Here is a 14803-nt window from a genome sequence, read left to right on the forward strand (position 1 = left end):
ATTTAAGAAAAGGATATATGCAGAAGAAAATAAATATACAAAACAAAAAAGCTCGTTTTGAATACGAAATACTAGACAAATACGTAGCTGGAATTGTACTAACAGGAACCGAAATTAAATCCGTAAGACTAAGCAAAGCTCGTATTACCGAAAGCTTTTGCGAGTTTAATGACAGAGGAGAGCTTTTTGCGATTAACACATTTATAGAAGAATATCTTTACGGAAACGCTTACAATCACAAACCCAAAAGTTCTAGAAAACTCTTATTAAATAAAAGAGAATTAAAAAAATTAGAAAAAGAAGTCCAAAATGTTGGGTTGACAATAGTCCCTTTACGTCTTTTTTTAAATGATAAAGGTTACGCAAAATTAGAAATAGGTCTTTGTAAGGGTAAAAAATTGTACGACAAAAGGCAAACTATTAAAGATCGTGACAATAAAGTAGCTTTGGATAGATTAAAAAAGAGCTATAATTAACATTACAAACATTCTATATGTTACAAAAACTACTAAGTAGTCATAAAATTATTTTAGGATCTAAATCGCCTAGAAGACAACAATTTTTAAAAGACCTAAACATCCCGTTTGATGTAAAAACTTCTGAAGCAGAAGAAATCTACCCTCACCACTTAACCCGTGGAGATGTAACGGAGTTCTTAGCAAAACAAAAAGCCTTTAACATTGGCGTAGAAAACAACGAACTTTTAATAACCTCAGATACAATTGTTTGGTTTGATGGTCAGGCATTGGGAAAACCAACGGATAAAGACGATGCCATTCGTATTTTAGAAAACCTATCGGGTAGTTCTCACGAAGTAATTACTTCTGTCTGTCTTTCTACAATAAAAAAAACACACTGCTTTACAGTAGCTACAAAAGTTTTTGTTGATGAGCTTGATAAGGATGAAATTAACTTCTATGTAAACCACTACGAACCTTTTGACAAAGCAGGAAGTTATGGAATTCAAGAATGGATTGGATTGATTGCCGTATCTAAAATAGAAGGTAGTTACACCAATGTTGTAGGACTCCCTACAAGTAAGTTATACCAAGAGCTTAAAAACTTTTTATAAAACACTTATTGGCGGCATAAAATTATTACTTTTGTCGTCGATTAAACGTTAGATATCTAAAATGAAAAAATATACGTACACAGAGAAGAAAGATACTCGTTCTGGTTTTGGTGCTGGTTTAGCACACTTAGGGAGAACAAACCCTAATGTTGTTGCTTTATGTGCAGATTTAGTTGGATCTTTAAAAATGGGAGAGTTTATTAAAGAAAACCCAGAGAGATTTTTCCAAATTGGTATTGCAGAAGCTAACATGATGGGAATTGCTGCAGGATTAACAATTGGTGGAAAAATTCCTTTTACTGGAACTTTCGCAGGATTCTCTACAGGTCGTGTTTACGATCAAATTAGACAATCTATCGCTTATTCTGATAAGAACGTTAAAATATGTGCTTCTCACGCAGGTTTAACTTTAGGAGAAGATGGTGCTACTCACCAAATCTTAGAAGACTTAGGTTTGATGAAAATGTTACCTGGTATGACAGTAATTAACCCTTGTGACTACAATCAAACAGAAGCTGCAACTATTGCAATTGCTGAATACGAAGGTCCTGTTTACTTACGTTTTGGTAGACCAGTAGTTCCAATTTACATGCCTAAATATACTGATACTGCTCACGAAAATAAATTCGAAATTGGTAAAGGTATTCAAATGACAGAAGGAACTGATGTAACCATCATTGCTACAGGTCACTTGGTATGGGAATCTTTACAAGCTGCTGAAGAATTAGAAGCTAAAGGAATTAGTGCTGAAGTAATCAACATTCACACTATTAAACCATTAGACGAAGAAATTATCTTAAAATCTGTTGCTAAAACAGGATGTGTAGTTACTGCAGAAGAGCATAATTTCTTAGGAGGTTTAGGAGAAAGTGTTGCTAGAACATTGGCATTAAACACTCCTGCACCACAAGAGTTTGTTGCTACTAATGATACTTTTGGAGAATCTGGTACACCTGCTCAATTAATGGACAAATACGGATTAAACGCTGCTGCTGTTGTAGAAGCTGCTCAAAAAGCAATTCAGAGAAAAGGGTAACAAAACCTATTTACTCTTAGTTATAATATATCAAAGCTGTGATTTTTATCACAGCTTTTTTTATGACATAGAAAATAGTACACCATAAAAAAACCTCGCTAATTGCGAGGTTTCTTATTTTATATAAAATTTACTCTATCTAAACGATTGCTCGTCTAAACACATAAACTTATTATTAATATCTGTAATACTCTGGCTTAAATGGACCTTCTACAGTAACACCAATATATTTAGCCTGGTCTTCTGATAAAACATCTAATTCTACACCAATTTTAGCCAAGTGTAAACGAGCCACTTTTTCATCTAAATGCTTAGGCAATGTATAAACATCATTTCCATAAGCCTCAGAATTATTCCATAATTCTAACTGAGCCAAAGTTTGGTTTGTAAACGAGTTAGACATTACAAAACTTGGATGTCCTGTTGCACATCCTAAGTTTACCAAACGTCCTTCTGCCAACACTAAAAACTCTTTCCCATCAATTGTGTATTGATCTACTTGTGGTTTAATTTCAACTTTGGTATCTCCATAGTTTTCATTTAACCATGCCATATCAATCTCATTATCAAAGTGACCAATATTACAAACAATTGCCTTGTCTTTTAACGATTTAAAATGACGATCTACAATAATATCTTTATTACCAGTTGTTGTAATAACAATATCTGCACGCTTAATAGCATCGTCCATTTTCTTAACCTCAAAACCGTCCATTGCAGCTTGTAAAGCACAAATTGGATCTATTTCGGTAACAATAACTCTAGCTCCAGCTCCTTGTAAAGATGCAGCAGAACCTTTACCTACATCACCATAACCAGCAACAACAGCTACTTTACCTGCCATCATTACATCTGTTGCTCTACGAATTGCATCTACTGCAGATTCTTTACAACCATATTTGTTATCAAACTTAGATTTTGTAACAGAATCGTTCACATTAATCGCAGGCATTGGTAAAGTTCCAGCTTTAACACGTTCTATTAAACGGTGAACTCCAGTAGTCGTTTCTTCAGACAAACCTTTAATTCCAGCAACTAACTCAGGATATTTATCCAACACCATATTTGTTAAATCTCCACCATCATCTAAGATTAAGTTCAATGGTTTTCTATCCTCTCCAAAAAAGATAGTTTGCTCTATACACCAATCAAACTCTTCTTCGTTTAATCCTTTCCATGCATACACAGGAATACCAGCAGCAGCAATTGCAGCAGCAGCCTGATCTTGTGTAGAAAAAATATTACAAGAAGACCAAGTAACCTCAGCTCCTAAATCCACTAAAGTCTCTATTAAAACAGCTGTCTGAATTGTCATGTGTAAACACCCTGCAATTCTAGCACCTGCTAAAGGCTTTTGCCCTTTGTACTCTTCTCTAATACTCATTAACCCTGGCATTTCAGCCTCAGCTAAATGGATTTCTTTTCTACCCCATTCTGCCAAAGAAATATCTTTTACTTTGTAAGGAACGTATGTTGTCTCTAAACTCATATTATTAGTATCTTTGTGTATTGTAACTATTAGACTGCAAATTTACGAAATCCTTACTATTATAAATGCCTTTATTTAAAACAATAGAAATCACTCAAAACACCACCATTTTTGTGTGGAAAATAACCGAGAGTCTAGATTTCTTAAAGGATGTTTACTTATCTAAAAACAGTCTAGATAGATTAAACTCGATGAAATCTATCCCACATCAAAAAGGTTTCTTGAGTATTCGTCATCTTTTAAAGCAAATCAACCTAACAGACAATGATCTTTATTACAACGAGTGTGGAAAACCCTTGCTAAAAAACAACCAGAATATTTCTATTACCCACTCTTTTGATTTTTCTGCAATTGTAATTTCTAACTGTCAAGTAGGAATTGATATTGAAAAAAACAGACCTAAAATAAATGTCATAAAACATCGGTTTACTGATTTTATTCAAAAAGACTTGGCCGAAAAAGAGTTCATTCAACAATTAACACATATTTGGGCAGCCAAGGAATCCATGTTTAAAATTCACCCTTGTGGCGGAATGAGCTTTAAAAATGACTTAAAAATTCTGTCTAGAAATCCGAATATAGGAAAAGGTAGAATTGAGACTCCGGAATTAAAATTAGATTGCAATTTGTTCTTTTTTCAGCTAGAAGACTACTCTATGTCTATAGCCACTGAATAAACACCAACATTTGTTTATTCTTTTTTACCTACCAGTAGTTAACATTTTCTTATCATTACATGTTAAAAGTTTTACAAAAACATAGTTTTTAACAGGTGGTTATTCCTCTAAGAATGATTAATATTGTTGTTGTGTTTGTTTATTCGATCCCCAAATAAGCATAACATTAGAAAAAATGTTATTAACAAATATTAAAAAAAGGATGAGGTTAGAACCAAAACTGAGAGAAGAAATTGACAAAAGAGGAATTACTAAGGAGATGTTAGCTCAACAAATGTTGGCTTTTGTTAAAGGTACCCCTACAATAGAGTTAGACAGAATAGCAACCGTTGGTGATGGGATTGTAGAAATCAACAGCTATGACAGAAGTAAGTTTATGAATATCTATAACTTAAAACAATCTGAAATAGAAATTCACAAGTTTACACCAGCCTCAGGATTAGCTTCTAGAATGTTTAAAGGTTTGGCAGAGTTTTACCACACTAAAACTTTAAACCCAATGGCCAAGTACTTTTTTAATAACTTACACAAGTTTCCTTTTTACAAAGACATTATCATTGAGTTCAATCAAGCTCATCCAGAAATAAAAAAACTTGACAACTTAACAAACAAGTTAACTTTCTTGTATTTTATTTTAAGTGAAAAGGGATTAAACTTTCAGAAAACTCCTAAAGGATTAATTAAATTTCACCAATACGACATAGATAATAAGTCTGCTTTAGAAGAACAAATAGACGAAGGGTATTACTATGCTATCAGCAAAAATCAAAGTGTAAATATTCACTTTACAGTTAGTCCAGATTTTCTTGAAAAATTTAAAAAAGATGCAGAAGACTATGTAGCTTCTAACTACGCAGATTCTGGAATTACTTTTAACTTAACATATTCTATTCAAAAGCCAAGTACAGATACTATTGCCTTAAACTACGACAATACTCCATTTAAAGACGAAGATGGTAACTATTTGTTTAGAGCCGGAGGACATGGTGCTTTAATAGAAAACTTAAATGAGATTGATGCTGATTTGATCTTTGTAAAAAACATAGACAATGTTAGTCATCAAAATCATATGGAGGAAACCATTAAGTACAAACAAGTATTAGGTGGTAAGTTGTTATTCTTACAAGAAAAAATATTTGGATACTTAAAGAGTTTAAAAGAAACTCCAGAAGAAGCAGACTTGCAAGAAATACGTTTCTTTTTAATGGAGAACTTCTTTATTGATTTAAACGAAGAATGCGGAATTGACTGCTTAATAACTTTCTTAAATAGACCTTTACGTGTTTGTGGAATGATTAAAAACCAAGGGGATGCCGGAGGTGGTCCTTTCTGGATTCAGACAAACGAAGAAGGAGCAATTGCTAAAACTTCTCTGCAAATTATAGAGAGTGCACAGATAGATAAAGAAGATCCTAAACAAAAAGAGATTATGTACAATGCTACACACTTTAACCCTGTAGATATTGTATGCTCTGTTAGAGACTTTGAAGGAAATAAATTTGATCTAACACAATATGTAAACCACGATGCGGTATTTATTACCGACAAGACCGTGAAAGGTGTAGGTGTTAAAGGGTTAGAATTACCTGGTTTATGGAACGGTGCTATGCACGATTGGTTGTCTGTTTTTGTAGAAGTACCTATCGAAACTTTTAACCCTGTAAAATCTGTTACGGATTTATTATCTCCAATGCACCAAGCTTAAGCATTGGTTTGACCAATATAATTAGACAGGTCTTGTTGCCTGTCTAGTTTACCTGTTTTAAAATAGGTAACACCATCATGATTGTTGATAAAGAACTTTTCAAAGCCAACTTTATCAACAATTTTGCTTTTAGAAAGCATATCTCTCACAGGCCCTTTTACATTCGAAAAGAACACATCTATTTCTTTGTCTTCATAAAAATCGGTAACAGACTCTAACATTTGAATTGCGGTACTATCCACACCATTTACACATTCAAAATCTAAGAGAATCAATTTTAACGTTTCTCCTTTCTTTTGAGCCTCTGTCTGAACCACATCCCTAAAATAATCAGAATTCGCAAAATATATTCGCGCATCAAATCGTAAGATTAAAATCTCATCATCTACCTCTACTGCATCAAACCTATCTATATTCCTAAATATTTTAGTAGCTGGAATTCTACCTAAAACTGCTACATGAGGTCTCGATGTTCTAGCAATCAACATCACCAATGAAAGCACGACTCCGATAACAATTCCTTCTTTAATTCCTAAAAACAAAGTTCCAGAGAAAGTAGCTACTAGCATCCAGAAATCACTTTTATTTAATTTCCACAATCGGATAGCTTCTTTATAATTAACCAACTTAATTACCGAAACAATAATGATTCCTGCCAATACAGCCTTAGGCAAATAATAAAAATAAGGAGTTAAAAAAAGTAGCACTAATACCAAAACCAACATAGAAAATAATGCTGCCAAACCGGTTCTAGATCCTGCATCATCATTTACTGCAGATCTTGAAAAACTGGCAGTTGTTGGGTACGATTTAAATAGAGCTCCAAACATATTCATCATCCCTAAAGCAATTAATTCTTTGTTGGGAGATATCAAGACATCGTCTGTGTTTTTCTCCAATGCTTTTCCAATAGAGATTGTCTCTAAAAAACCTATAATTGCCAAAGTCAATGCAATAGGAAATAAATCCGATATAGTCTTTAGTGTAATAACAGGAAACTGAAAAGAAGGCAAACCAGAGGGAATGTCTTGTAACACTTCAACATTTGGCAAAAAAGCATGAAAAAAGTGCAAACCTAAAATTCCGACAACTACAACAAATAAAGGCCCTGGTAATTTAGATTTTGTGAGTTTAATTGCAAACAGAATAGCCACTGTCACCAATCCAATACACAAAGTTTGAAACTCTACTTTGTCTATTTGCTGTACCAACGAAAAGAGAATTTCTTGCAAACGATTGCTCCTTGGAATTGGAATTCCAGACAAATTTTTAAACTGGTTGATTCCGATTACAATAGCCGCGGCAGAACTAAATCCGCTAATTACTGGTTTGGATAAAAAATTGACGATAAAACCTAGCTTACCTACTCCCAATAAAAACTGAATAATCCCTACACAAAAGGCCAACAAAATGGCCAAAGTTACATAAGCATCTGTTCCTCCTAAAGCCAAGGTAGACACACCAGCAGCTACAATTAAAGAATCCATTGCTACAGGCCCTACTGCTACTCTCTGCGAAGTACCAAACAGCAAATACATAAACTGTGGTAACAATGCACTATACAACCCATATATTGGTGGCAATCCAGCAATTAACGCATAGGCAATTCCTTGAGGTATTAGAACAACTCCCACTGTAATTCCTCCTACAATATCCGCTTTTAAGTTCTGCTTAACATTGTACTTAGGCAACCATTCTAAAATAGGAATCCATGTTTTCATAGGCTAAAATAATTCTCCTTGACTGGTAGGTTTTGAAATATCTAAATGTTTATATGCCAACTCTGTTACTTCCCTACCTCTTGGAGTTCTAATAATAAAACCTTGTTGAATTAAAAAAGGTTCATAAACCTCCTCTATCGTCTCAGCATTCTCGCTAACAGCTGTAGCCAAAGTACTAATTCCAACAGGTCCTCCTTTAAATTTTTCTATAATAGTAGTTAGAATTTTATTATCCATCTCATCCAAACCAAAAGCATCTACATTTAATGCTTTTAATCCAAACCTGGCTATTTCTACGGTAATGCTACCATTTCCTTTTATCTGAGCAAAATCTCTTACCCTTCTTAATAAGGCATTGGCAATACGAGGAGTACCACGACTACGTCCTGCAATTTCTATTGCAGCTTCCATAGTAATAGGTGTATTTAAAATTTTAGCACTTCGTTGTACAATAGTACTTAGCAACTCTGTGTCATAATATTGTAATCTACTAGAGATACCAAAACGAGCACGCATTGGTGCCGTTAATAAACCTGAACGTGTAGTTGCTCCAATTAAAGTAAACGGCTCTAAGTTGATTTGAACCGTACGTGCATTAGGTCCCGACTCGATCATGATATCAATCTTAAAATCTTCCATAGCAGAGTACAAGTACTCTTCTACAATAGGACTTAGTCTATGAATTTCATCAATAAACAAAACATCACGCTCGTCTAACCCTGTTAACAAACCTGCCAAATCTCCTGGCTTATCTAACACAGGCCCCGAAGTAACTTTAATACCTGCATTTAACTCATTTGCTAAAATATGAGCCAACGTTGTTTTTCCTAATCCGGGAGGTCCATGGAACAAGGTATGATCCAAAGCTTCTCCTCTTAAATTAGCAGCCTCTACAAATATTTTTAAATTTTCTATGGCTTGTTCCTGACCTGTAAAATCATCAAAAGATAGTGGACGTAGTTTTTTTTCTACATCTATCTCATCATTAGAAAAATTAGTGTTATCTGGGTTTAAGTTTTCGTTCATCGGTAAGTCGTTCTACCTACAAATATAAGCTATATACATAAAAAAAGAGGAGCTAAATTAGCCCCTCTTTATCTTTTATATTTTGATTAAAACTGGAATTTATACCCTACATCTGGGAAAAAACCGATTTGATTCACCTGATTCACCTCATTTGTGATTCGATTGTAACGTCTGGCAAAAATATTCTCGTTAGCAGTTACGTTTTGCAAATCGAAATAAAACTGATGCGATTGTTTCTTTGTTTTGCTATTTAATTTCATACCAAATTTTAAATCCCAACGAAAGTAATCTTTGTTTTGCAAACTAAAAGCCTCATCATCTATGGTTTGTTCAAAACCAGCGGCTTGCGATGCTGCTAAATCAATAGGGGTATAAAATCTACCTCCTGCGTACGTTACTTTTGTATCTGCAAACAATATTTTTCTTCCATCTTTTCCTATTTTAAACTCTTTCCCTCCTAATAAATTTAGGACTCGTTGATTGTTAAAAGGTGTATTCCTTTCAATTCCATCGCTCCCTTTATACTTACTTTCAAAGAACGAAGCTGTAAACAAAGCATAATACCCTTTGGTGAAAAACTTCTCAACTGTGATTTCAACTCCCTTGTTGGTTCCTGTTCCTTCACTTACTAAAGAAGTTCTATCGCCTGAGAAACCAAAGCCTGTCCCTTCTGTTAAAGTAGAATAACTCGATGAATTTTGCTCTACACCTGCTTTTTGTATACTTTGATAATATAATTCTAATTTTGCTCTCCAACTATTTCTCAATCGCACATCGTACCCCAATACATAATGATGGCTACGTACAAAATCTAAATCCTTATTCGTTTGTACTAACTCCCCATCAACATCTTCGTTTACTAATAAAAGAGGTAAAGCTATGGGTTGGTGATGCAGTCCGTACCCCGCACTAAACTGATGTCTTCCTAATTTATAATTCGCTCCTACTCTAGGCTCCACAACAAACTGATTGCTTAAGCTACTATGTTGTGCATGAATTCCAGTATTTAGAGTCAAGTGCTCCGTTAATCTTATCCTTGACTGGATAAAAGGTTGCGTTATATAAACATCTTCATCTGTATCTCTATACGTAAATAAATCAGGATTTCCATCTCCGTTAGTATCATCCTGCTCATACCTATCTTTATTTACTAATCTTATTTTGTAATTTTCTACAACCACACCAGCTCTTAGAGTCACTTTTTTACTCAACTTAGAATTCACCAAAGTAGACAGCGTATATCTTGTTTCCTTATCGTTAAAATCTGAGTATCGAATTTTGTTATCCAAATCACTCATATCAACTGCTCTGTCTGCGATGAATGTATTTTTATTGTAAGTGTTCGCCACAATAGTTCTTAAGAAAGTAGACTCAGTTAAATTAATTTGATGTTTGATTCCTATAACCCCAAAACCAGAAGTCACAAATGAATCTTCATCAGTAGCAGCAAATAAATCATCTTCATTTATTTCATCTCCTAAAAAGGTAATGTCTGAGTCTGCCAAAATTCCAAACAACTGGAAATTTCCAAATTTGCTCTTACCAAAATCAATATTAAAAGAAAGATCTTTATAATTAGGTGTTGCAGAAGTTCCTCCTGCTCCTACTCCCAACAAGCCAACTAAAGAATACCTAGCTGCAACTAAAAACGAGCCCTTATTTTTCCCAAACGGTCCTTCTGCCATGGCTTCAAGTCCTGTAAAAGCTCCTATCTGACCTGTAAACTCATACTTGTCCTTATTTCCTTTTCTCAATCCTAAATCGAAAACACCTCCCAACGCATTCCCATATTCCGATGGAAAAGCAGAAGTTAAAAAGTCTGAACTTCGTAACATATTTGAATTCAGTGCAGAAACGGGACCTCCTGTTGTTCCTGTAGTAGAATAATGATTAGGGCTTGGAATTGGAATTCCTTCTAATCGCCACAAAAGTCCTGTAGGAGAATTTCCTCTTACTACAATATCGTTTCTACTATCGTCTGGAGAGGAAACTCCGGCAAAGTTAGCTGCCAAACGCCCCACATCGCTTCTACCTCCAGAAAAACGAGTTACCTCATCTACACTAAATTGTCTTGCAGAAATAGAAGCCATCTGGTTCAATGCTTTTGCTTTGTTCTTTTTAGCCACTAAAACAACTCCTTCTAAACTTTCAAAGGCTTCTTGTAAATGTATATTTAAGGAAACATCTTTACCCGATGTAACCTCTATCGTTGGCAAAGTAAAACTTTCGTAACCTATAAACGAAATTTTTAACGCATGTCTTCCCACAGGTATGTTCTCTAGGGCAAAAAAACCATCCTCGTCTGTTAAAGTTCCTTTTGTAGCATCATCTAACAACTGGACAGAAGCTCCCATTAAAGACATTTCAGATTGTTTGTCTTTTACAACACCTCTTATAGTTCCTGTTTGTGCCAACACACTAAAACCCATCAATAGAAACAGGAACTTAACTGTTTTTTTCATTTTAAATTATTTTTTTAATTCACAGCAAAAATGCGCATATGCCCTTTTTGTTTCTAACGCAAAATGCTAGAACGTCGTTTTACCATCTCTAATGTCATATCTTACAACTCTAACAAAAGACCCCACGCACCAAAACTAAAAAACAATTCAGACTCTGTTTTATACAATTGACAAATTAGTTTTACATTTCAATATTTTCTAATGGAACGCCCCAATACTTTTTACTAATTTTAAATTTCTCAATGGCTTTATCATGAAAAAAAGCACTTCATATCTAAAAAAATTCCTACTACGACTTACGGTTGTAGTTTTTGTTTTTTACATGGTTAAATTCACCATGGATCCAGATGGAGAACCTCTTGCTATAAATAGAATTTCTATGTTCTATTTTATCAGTGCTTTTTTCCTTTTTATGTTTACTTGGGAATCTAATGATTGGTTTATTAGGAAGTCCTTTAAGAACAATTGCGAGGAACTAAACATAAATACTGCTCTAAAAACTTTAGGCTTAAACATGCTTCTTTTAGTTCCAGTAGCCGCAACTGTATACTATATTTCTCTTTTTGTTTTTGACCTACATTGCCTAGGAAAAGATGCAGATCTATGGTTACAATTTAGAAAAGACTTTTTTAGAGCAATCTTACTCGGGTTTTGTGTAATTGTCTTTAATCTTTTATATTTTTTCTTAAATCAGAAAAAGGAGTTGGATCTTAAAATGGCTCAATTAAAAAAAGAATTAATGGCCTCTCAATACCAATCCCTAAAAGACCAGATAAGTCCTCACTTTTTGTTTAACAGTCTAAACACATTGACTTCTCTTATGTATCAAGACAGAGATTTGGCAGCAGATTTTGTAAGTAGGCTAGCCTCTTGTTATCGATATATTTTGGACCATCAAGAAAAAGATGTAATAGCCCTGGCACAAGAACTTTCTTTCTTAGATTCTTTTATTTTTATGATGACCATTAGACATTCCGAAGCGCTTAGAATAAACATAAACATTGATCCAAAAAATCATCATTATAAAATACCTACACTAAGTCTACAAATGTTATTAGAAAACGCATTAAAACACAATGTGTATTCGCCACAAAAACCTTTACATATAGAGATTACCTCTAATGATAACAAAACGATAAGCATAAAAAACAACATTCAGCTTAGAGAACATAAAGAAAAAACTACCTGCATGGGCATAGAAAATATTAAGAAGCGATACTCCTTTCATACCAGTGAACAAGTTATTGTAGCTGTTGATGAAAATTTCTACTCCATACAAATCCCTTTAATACATTAAAAATGAATGCTATTATAATAGAAGATGAAAAAATTGCAGCCGAGAGATTGGCTAGCCTTATTTCTCAACTAGCTCCTGAGATTCATATTTTAGCGCATCTAAATTCGGTTGAACAAGGAAAAGAATGGTTCTCTAAAAATAAAATGCCTGACTTAATATTCCTAGACATTCAGCTAAACGATGGTTATGGCTTTGACATCATTGACGATTTTGAGGAACATTGCCCTATTATATTTACCACAGCTTATAACGAATATGCCATTAGAGGATTTAAATACAATGGTGTTGATTATTTACTAAAACCTATTGACAAAAGCGATTTGCAAAAAGCTTTAAAAAAGTTTCAAAAAAACGTCGCTCAACCTCAAACCACATCAGAAAATGTAAAGTCTTTATTTAAAAAAGAATACAAACGTAGGTTTATGATTAAAATTGGAAATCAATATTCTGTTTTAAAAATTGACGACATTGCCTATTTTGAATCTAACGAAGGAAGTATTTTTTTGGTTACCAACGAAAACAAAAAGTACCCTATTGAATACACCCTAGATCAATTAGATGAAATTTTAGACCCTATTGATTTTTATCGAATCAATAGAAAATTTATAGTGAGTGTAAGAGCTGTAAAAGAAATTCATAGTTATTTTAACAGTAGACTTTTATTAAAACTGGTTCCAAAAACTGAAGAACAAGTTATTGTGGCTAGAGAAAGAACTACAAAATTTAAAAAATGGTTGGATTTGTAACCTACTGTATTTTTAGTTTATACCCTTTTTTCAAAGCTTTTGTTTGATATTTTGATAGTTTCTTTTGATATATTTTTTCCCACAAAGATTTCGCTTTTTTATAGGAACCAATTCCTATTTTTTTAACCGACTGCCCCCAAAGAAGAATAGCATAACTTTCAACACTATAAGCCACTCCATCAAATGCTATTAATGTATTTGCCTTGCCATCAGCCTCTAAAACCTTTTTAAAATCTAATTTCCCTCCTATCGATTCTTCAATTATGTATTTTTCAACAGAACTAACCTCTTGAGCCAATAAAGTTCCTGATACTGAGACTAATAAAATCAACACTAAAATTATTTTTCTCATCATTTCAATTTTATAAAGTAGATTATTACAATAGTAAATAACCTACATATGCTATGGTTAATATATACTTAAACAACTCTAATTTTAACACTGGTTGCTTCTCCATCATTCTACCCAACGTTACTAATGTCGTTAAAATAAAAATGGTTGTAATTTCTAGGCCAAACGTGGTAAAAGAAGTAATGTATGCAGACATAAAACCAAGGACTACAATCGTTAAAATTAAACTACCTACAATGTAGTATTTCTCTGGCTTAGTATACTCTTTATATTGATAAGTTCCTTTATCTACATATAACGGCAAGTGCTCTAACTCTCCTGTTACTGGCACCCAATCGGGTCCTTTAAACAAGACATTCATCTTCCCTGTAAAAGTTGGCATTTGCTTCATTAAGTAAATCAAGTTCCCATAATAATGAAACACTCCTGTTAAAAAACCTCTTGAGTTGATGTCTTTTGTGATTCCATAGCTAACAGCCTCGTCTTCTCTCTGAAAAGTTCCAAACAAACGATCCCAAATAATTAAAACCCCTCCGTAATTTTTATCTAAATATTTTTCGTTACTACCATGATGCACTCTATGATGAGAAGGTGTAACCATAAATTCTTCTAATACCCCTAGCTTAGGAATTAAAGGGCTATGTAACAAAAACTGATACAGTCCTATTACTAAATGTGTTTTTAGAACCGTCTCTGCACTAAACCCTAAAATTGGCATTACAGACCAGAACATGACACGCACAAAAACCTGAAACGGAGTTAGATTAAAAGCTACTGTGTAATTGTAATCTTCACTTTGATGATGTATAATATGAGCTCCCCAAAACAAATTTATCCTATGCCCCGATTTATGATAGAAATACCAAGTAAAATCGGAACAAAGTACGGCTACCAAAAACCAAGAAGTTGTTTCTGGAATCGAGAAAACAGCAAAATTCTCATATAGAAAATGGAAATAATAGAAGATAATTGGCACCATAAAGACTCCTGCTATTCTATCAAAAATCCCCATAGAAATATTAGCTATGGTATTTTCAAACCTAAAAATCTTCTTTCCTTTTCTTCTGGCTGCCATATACTCCAACCCCAACACAAACATAACAATCGATATTGCAATAAATAATCCTGCATTATCATCTTTAGGCATTAAAGAAATTTCTTCCTTCATCGTCTTAAAATTTTATTGAACAAAGTTAACAAATACTATACCACCTTAAATG

At 33.7% G+C, this 14803-nt stretch carries 13 protein-coding genes; 7 read left to right on the top strand and 6 right to left on the bottom strand.

Annotated features, from left to right (window positions below; translation table 11 throughout):
* Window positions 1–17: 17 nt before the first annotated feature.
* From smpB to ACXHHC_RS07085, 3 genes are all read left to right on the top strand, one after another.
* Window positions 18–476: an SsrA-binding protein SmpB gene (gene smpB, locus ACXHHC_RS07075; protein ID WP_458228934.1), complete on the top strand. Its 459-nt coding sequence runs from the start codon at window positions 18–20 to the stop codon at window positions 474–476.
* Between the two features lie 17 nt (window positions 477–493).
* Complete coding sequence (locus ACXHHC_RS07080) at window positions 494–1072, top strand: Maf family nucleotide pyrophosphatase (protein WP_458228935.1); 579 nt, start codon at window positions 494–496, stop codon at window positions 1070–1072.
* 61 nt (window positions 1073–1133) lie between these two features.
* Window positions 1134–2108 (top strand): transketolase family protein, encoded by a 975-nt coding sequence (locus tag ACXHHC_RS07085; protein WP_458228936.1) that lies wholly within the window; start codon window positions 1134–1136, stop codon window positions 2106–2108.
* A 175-nt stretch (window positions 2109–2283) separates the two neighbouring features.
* Here the strand turns inward: ACXHHC_RS07085 and ahcY are convergent, their stop codons facing one another.
* Window positions 2284–3597, bottom strand: a complete 1314-nt coding sequence (gene ahcY, locus ACXHHC_RS07090; protein ID WP_458228937.1) for an adenosylhomocysteinase — start codon at window positions 3595–3597, stop codon at window positions 2284–2286.
* A gap of 65 nt (window positions 3598–3662) precedes the next feature.
* Here ahcY and ACXHHC_RS07095 point away from each other — a divergent pair, with 65 nt between their 5' ends.
* Window positions 3663–4274, top strand: coding sequence for a 4'-phosphopantetheinyl transferase family protein (locus ACXHHC_RS07095; RefSeq protein WP_458228938.1), 612 nt, complete (start codon window positions 3663–3665; stop codon window positions 4272–4274).
* Between the two features lie 202 nt (window positions 4275–4476).
* A complete protein-coding gene (locus ACXHHC_RS07100; protein WP_458228939.1) occupies window positions 4477–5979 on the top strand; it encodes a DUF4301 family protein in 1503 nt (500 codons plus the stop codon).
* Here the strand turns inward: ACXHHC_RS07100 and ACXHHC_RS07105 are convergent.
* From ACXHHC_RS07105 to ACXHHC_RS07115, 3 genes are all read right to left on the bottom strand, one after another.
* Complete coding sequence (locus tag ACXHHC_RS07105; protein ID WP_458228940.1) at window positions 5976–7700, bottom strand: SulP family inorganic anion transporter; 1725 nt, start codon at window positions 7698–7700, stop codon at window positions 5976–5978. The genes ACXHHC_RS07100 and ACXHHC_RS07105 overlap by 4 nt on opposite strands.
* A gap of 3 nt (window positions 7701–7703) precedes the next feature.
* Window positions 7704–8726, bottom strand: coding sequence for a Holliday junction branch migration DNA helicase RuvB (gene ruvB, locus ACXHHC_RS07110; protein WP_458228941.1), 1023 nt, complete (start codon window positions 8724–8726; stop codon window positions 7704–7706).
* A gap of 86 nt (window positions 8727–8812) precedes the next feature.
* A complete protein-coding gene (locus ACXHHC_RS07115; RefSeq protein ID WP_458228942.1) occupies window positions 8813–11188 on the bottom strand; it encodes a TonB-dependent receptor in 2376 nt (791 codons plus the stop codon).
* Between the two features lie 253 nt (window positions 11189–11441).
* On the opposite strand from ACXHHC_RS07115, the gene ACXHHC_RS07120 reads away from it, so the two are divergent.
* Window positions 11442–12485 carry a sensor histidine kinase gene (locus ACXHHC_RS07120; protein ID WP_458228943.1) on the top strand — a complete coding sequence of 348 codons (1044 nt, stop codon included), beginning with the start codon at window positions 11442–11444 and terminating at the stop codon, window positions 12483–12485.
* A 2-nt stretch (window positions 12486–12487) separates the two neighbouring features.
* Entirely contained in the window at window positions 12488–13231 is a 744-nt protein-coding gene (locus tag ACXHHC_RS07125; protein ID WP_458228944.1) for a LytR/AlgR family response regulator transcription factor, read from the top strand.
* A 1-nt stretch (window position 13232) separates the two neighbouring features.
* On the opposite strand, the gene ACXHHC_RS07130 is transcribed toward ACXHHC_RS07125, so the two are convergent.
* Both ACXHHC_RS07130 and ACXHHC_RS07135 read right to left on the bottom strand, forming a co-directional pair.
* Window positions 13233–13583 carry a hypothetical protein gene (locus ACXHHC_RS07130; protein ID WP_458228945.1) on the bottom strand — a complete coding sequence of 117 codons (351 nt, stop codon included), beginning with the start codon at window positions 13581–13583 and terminating at the stop codon, window positions 13233–13235.
* 25 nt (window positions 13584–13608) lie between these two features.
* Complete coding sequence (locus ACXHHC_RS07135) at window positions 13609–14751, bottom strand: sterol desaturase family protein (RefSeq protein ID WP_458228946.1); 1143 nt, start codon at window positions 14749–14751, stop codon at window positions 13609–13611.
* Window positions 14752–14803 lie beyond the last annotated feature (52 nt).

This window comes from Wenyingzhuangia sp. IMCC45574 (genome assembly GCF_054182685.1).

Bases quoted from the DNA above. Each gene is read 5' to 3' on its own strand.
- smpB (WP_458228934.1), top strand. From the start codon at position 18: ATGCAGAAGAAAATAAATATACAAAACAAAAAAGCTCGTTTTGAATAC.
- ACXHHC_RS07080 (WP_458228935.1), top strand. From the start codon at position 494: ATGTTACAAAAACTACTAAGTAGTCATAAAATTATTTTAGGATCTAAA.
- ACXHHC_RS07085 (WP_458228936.1), top strand. From the start codon at position 1,134: ATGAAAAAATATACGTACACAGAGAAGAAAGATACTCGTTCTGGTTTT.
- ahcY (WP_458228937.1), bottom strand. From the start codon at position 3,597: ATGAGTTTAGAGACAACATACGTTCCTTACAAAGTAAAAGATATTTCT.
- ACXHHC_RS07095 (WP_458228938.1), top strand. From the start codon at position 3,663: ATGCCTTTATTTAAAACAATAGAAATCACTCAAAACACCACCATTTTT.
- ACXHHC_RS07100 (WP_458228939.1), top strand. From the start codon at position 4,477: ATGAGGTTAGAACCAAAACTGAGAGAAGAAATTGACAAAAGAGGAATT.
- ACXHHC_RS07105 (WP_458228940.1), bottom strand. From the start codon at position 7,700: ATGAAAACATGGATTCCTATTTTAGAATGGTTGCCTAAGTACAATGTT.
- ruvB (WP_458228941.1), bottom strand. From the start codon at position 8,726: ATGAACGAAAACTTAAACCCAGATAACACTAATTTTTCTAATGATGAG.
- ACXHHC_RS07115 (WP_458228942.1), bottom strand. From the start codon at position 11,188: ATGAAAAAAACAGTTAAGTTCCTGTTTCTATTGATGGGTTTTAGTGTG.
- ACXHHC_RS07120 (WP_458228943.1), top strand. From the start codon at position 11,442: ATGAAAAAAAGCACTTCATATCTAAAAAAATTCCTACTACGACTTACG.
- ACXHHC_RS07125 (WP_458228944.1), top strand. From the start codon at position 12,488: ATGAATGCTATTATAATAGAAGATGAAAAAATTGCAGCCGAGAGATTG.
- ACXHHC_RS07130 (WP_458228945.1), bottom strand. From the start codon at position 13,583: ATGAGAAAAATAATTTTAGTGTTGATTTTATTAGTCTCAGTATCAGGA.
- ACXHHC_RS07135 (WP_458228946.1), bottom strand. From the start codon at position 14,751: ATGAAGGAAGAAATTTCTTTAATGCCTAAAGATGATAATGCAGGATTA.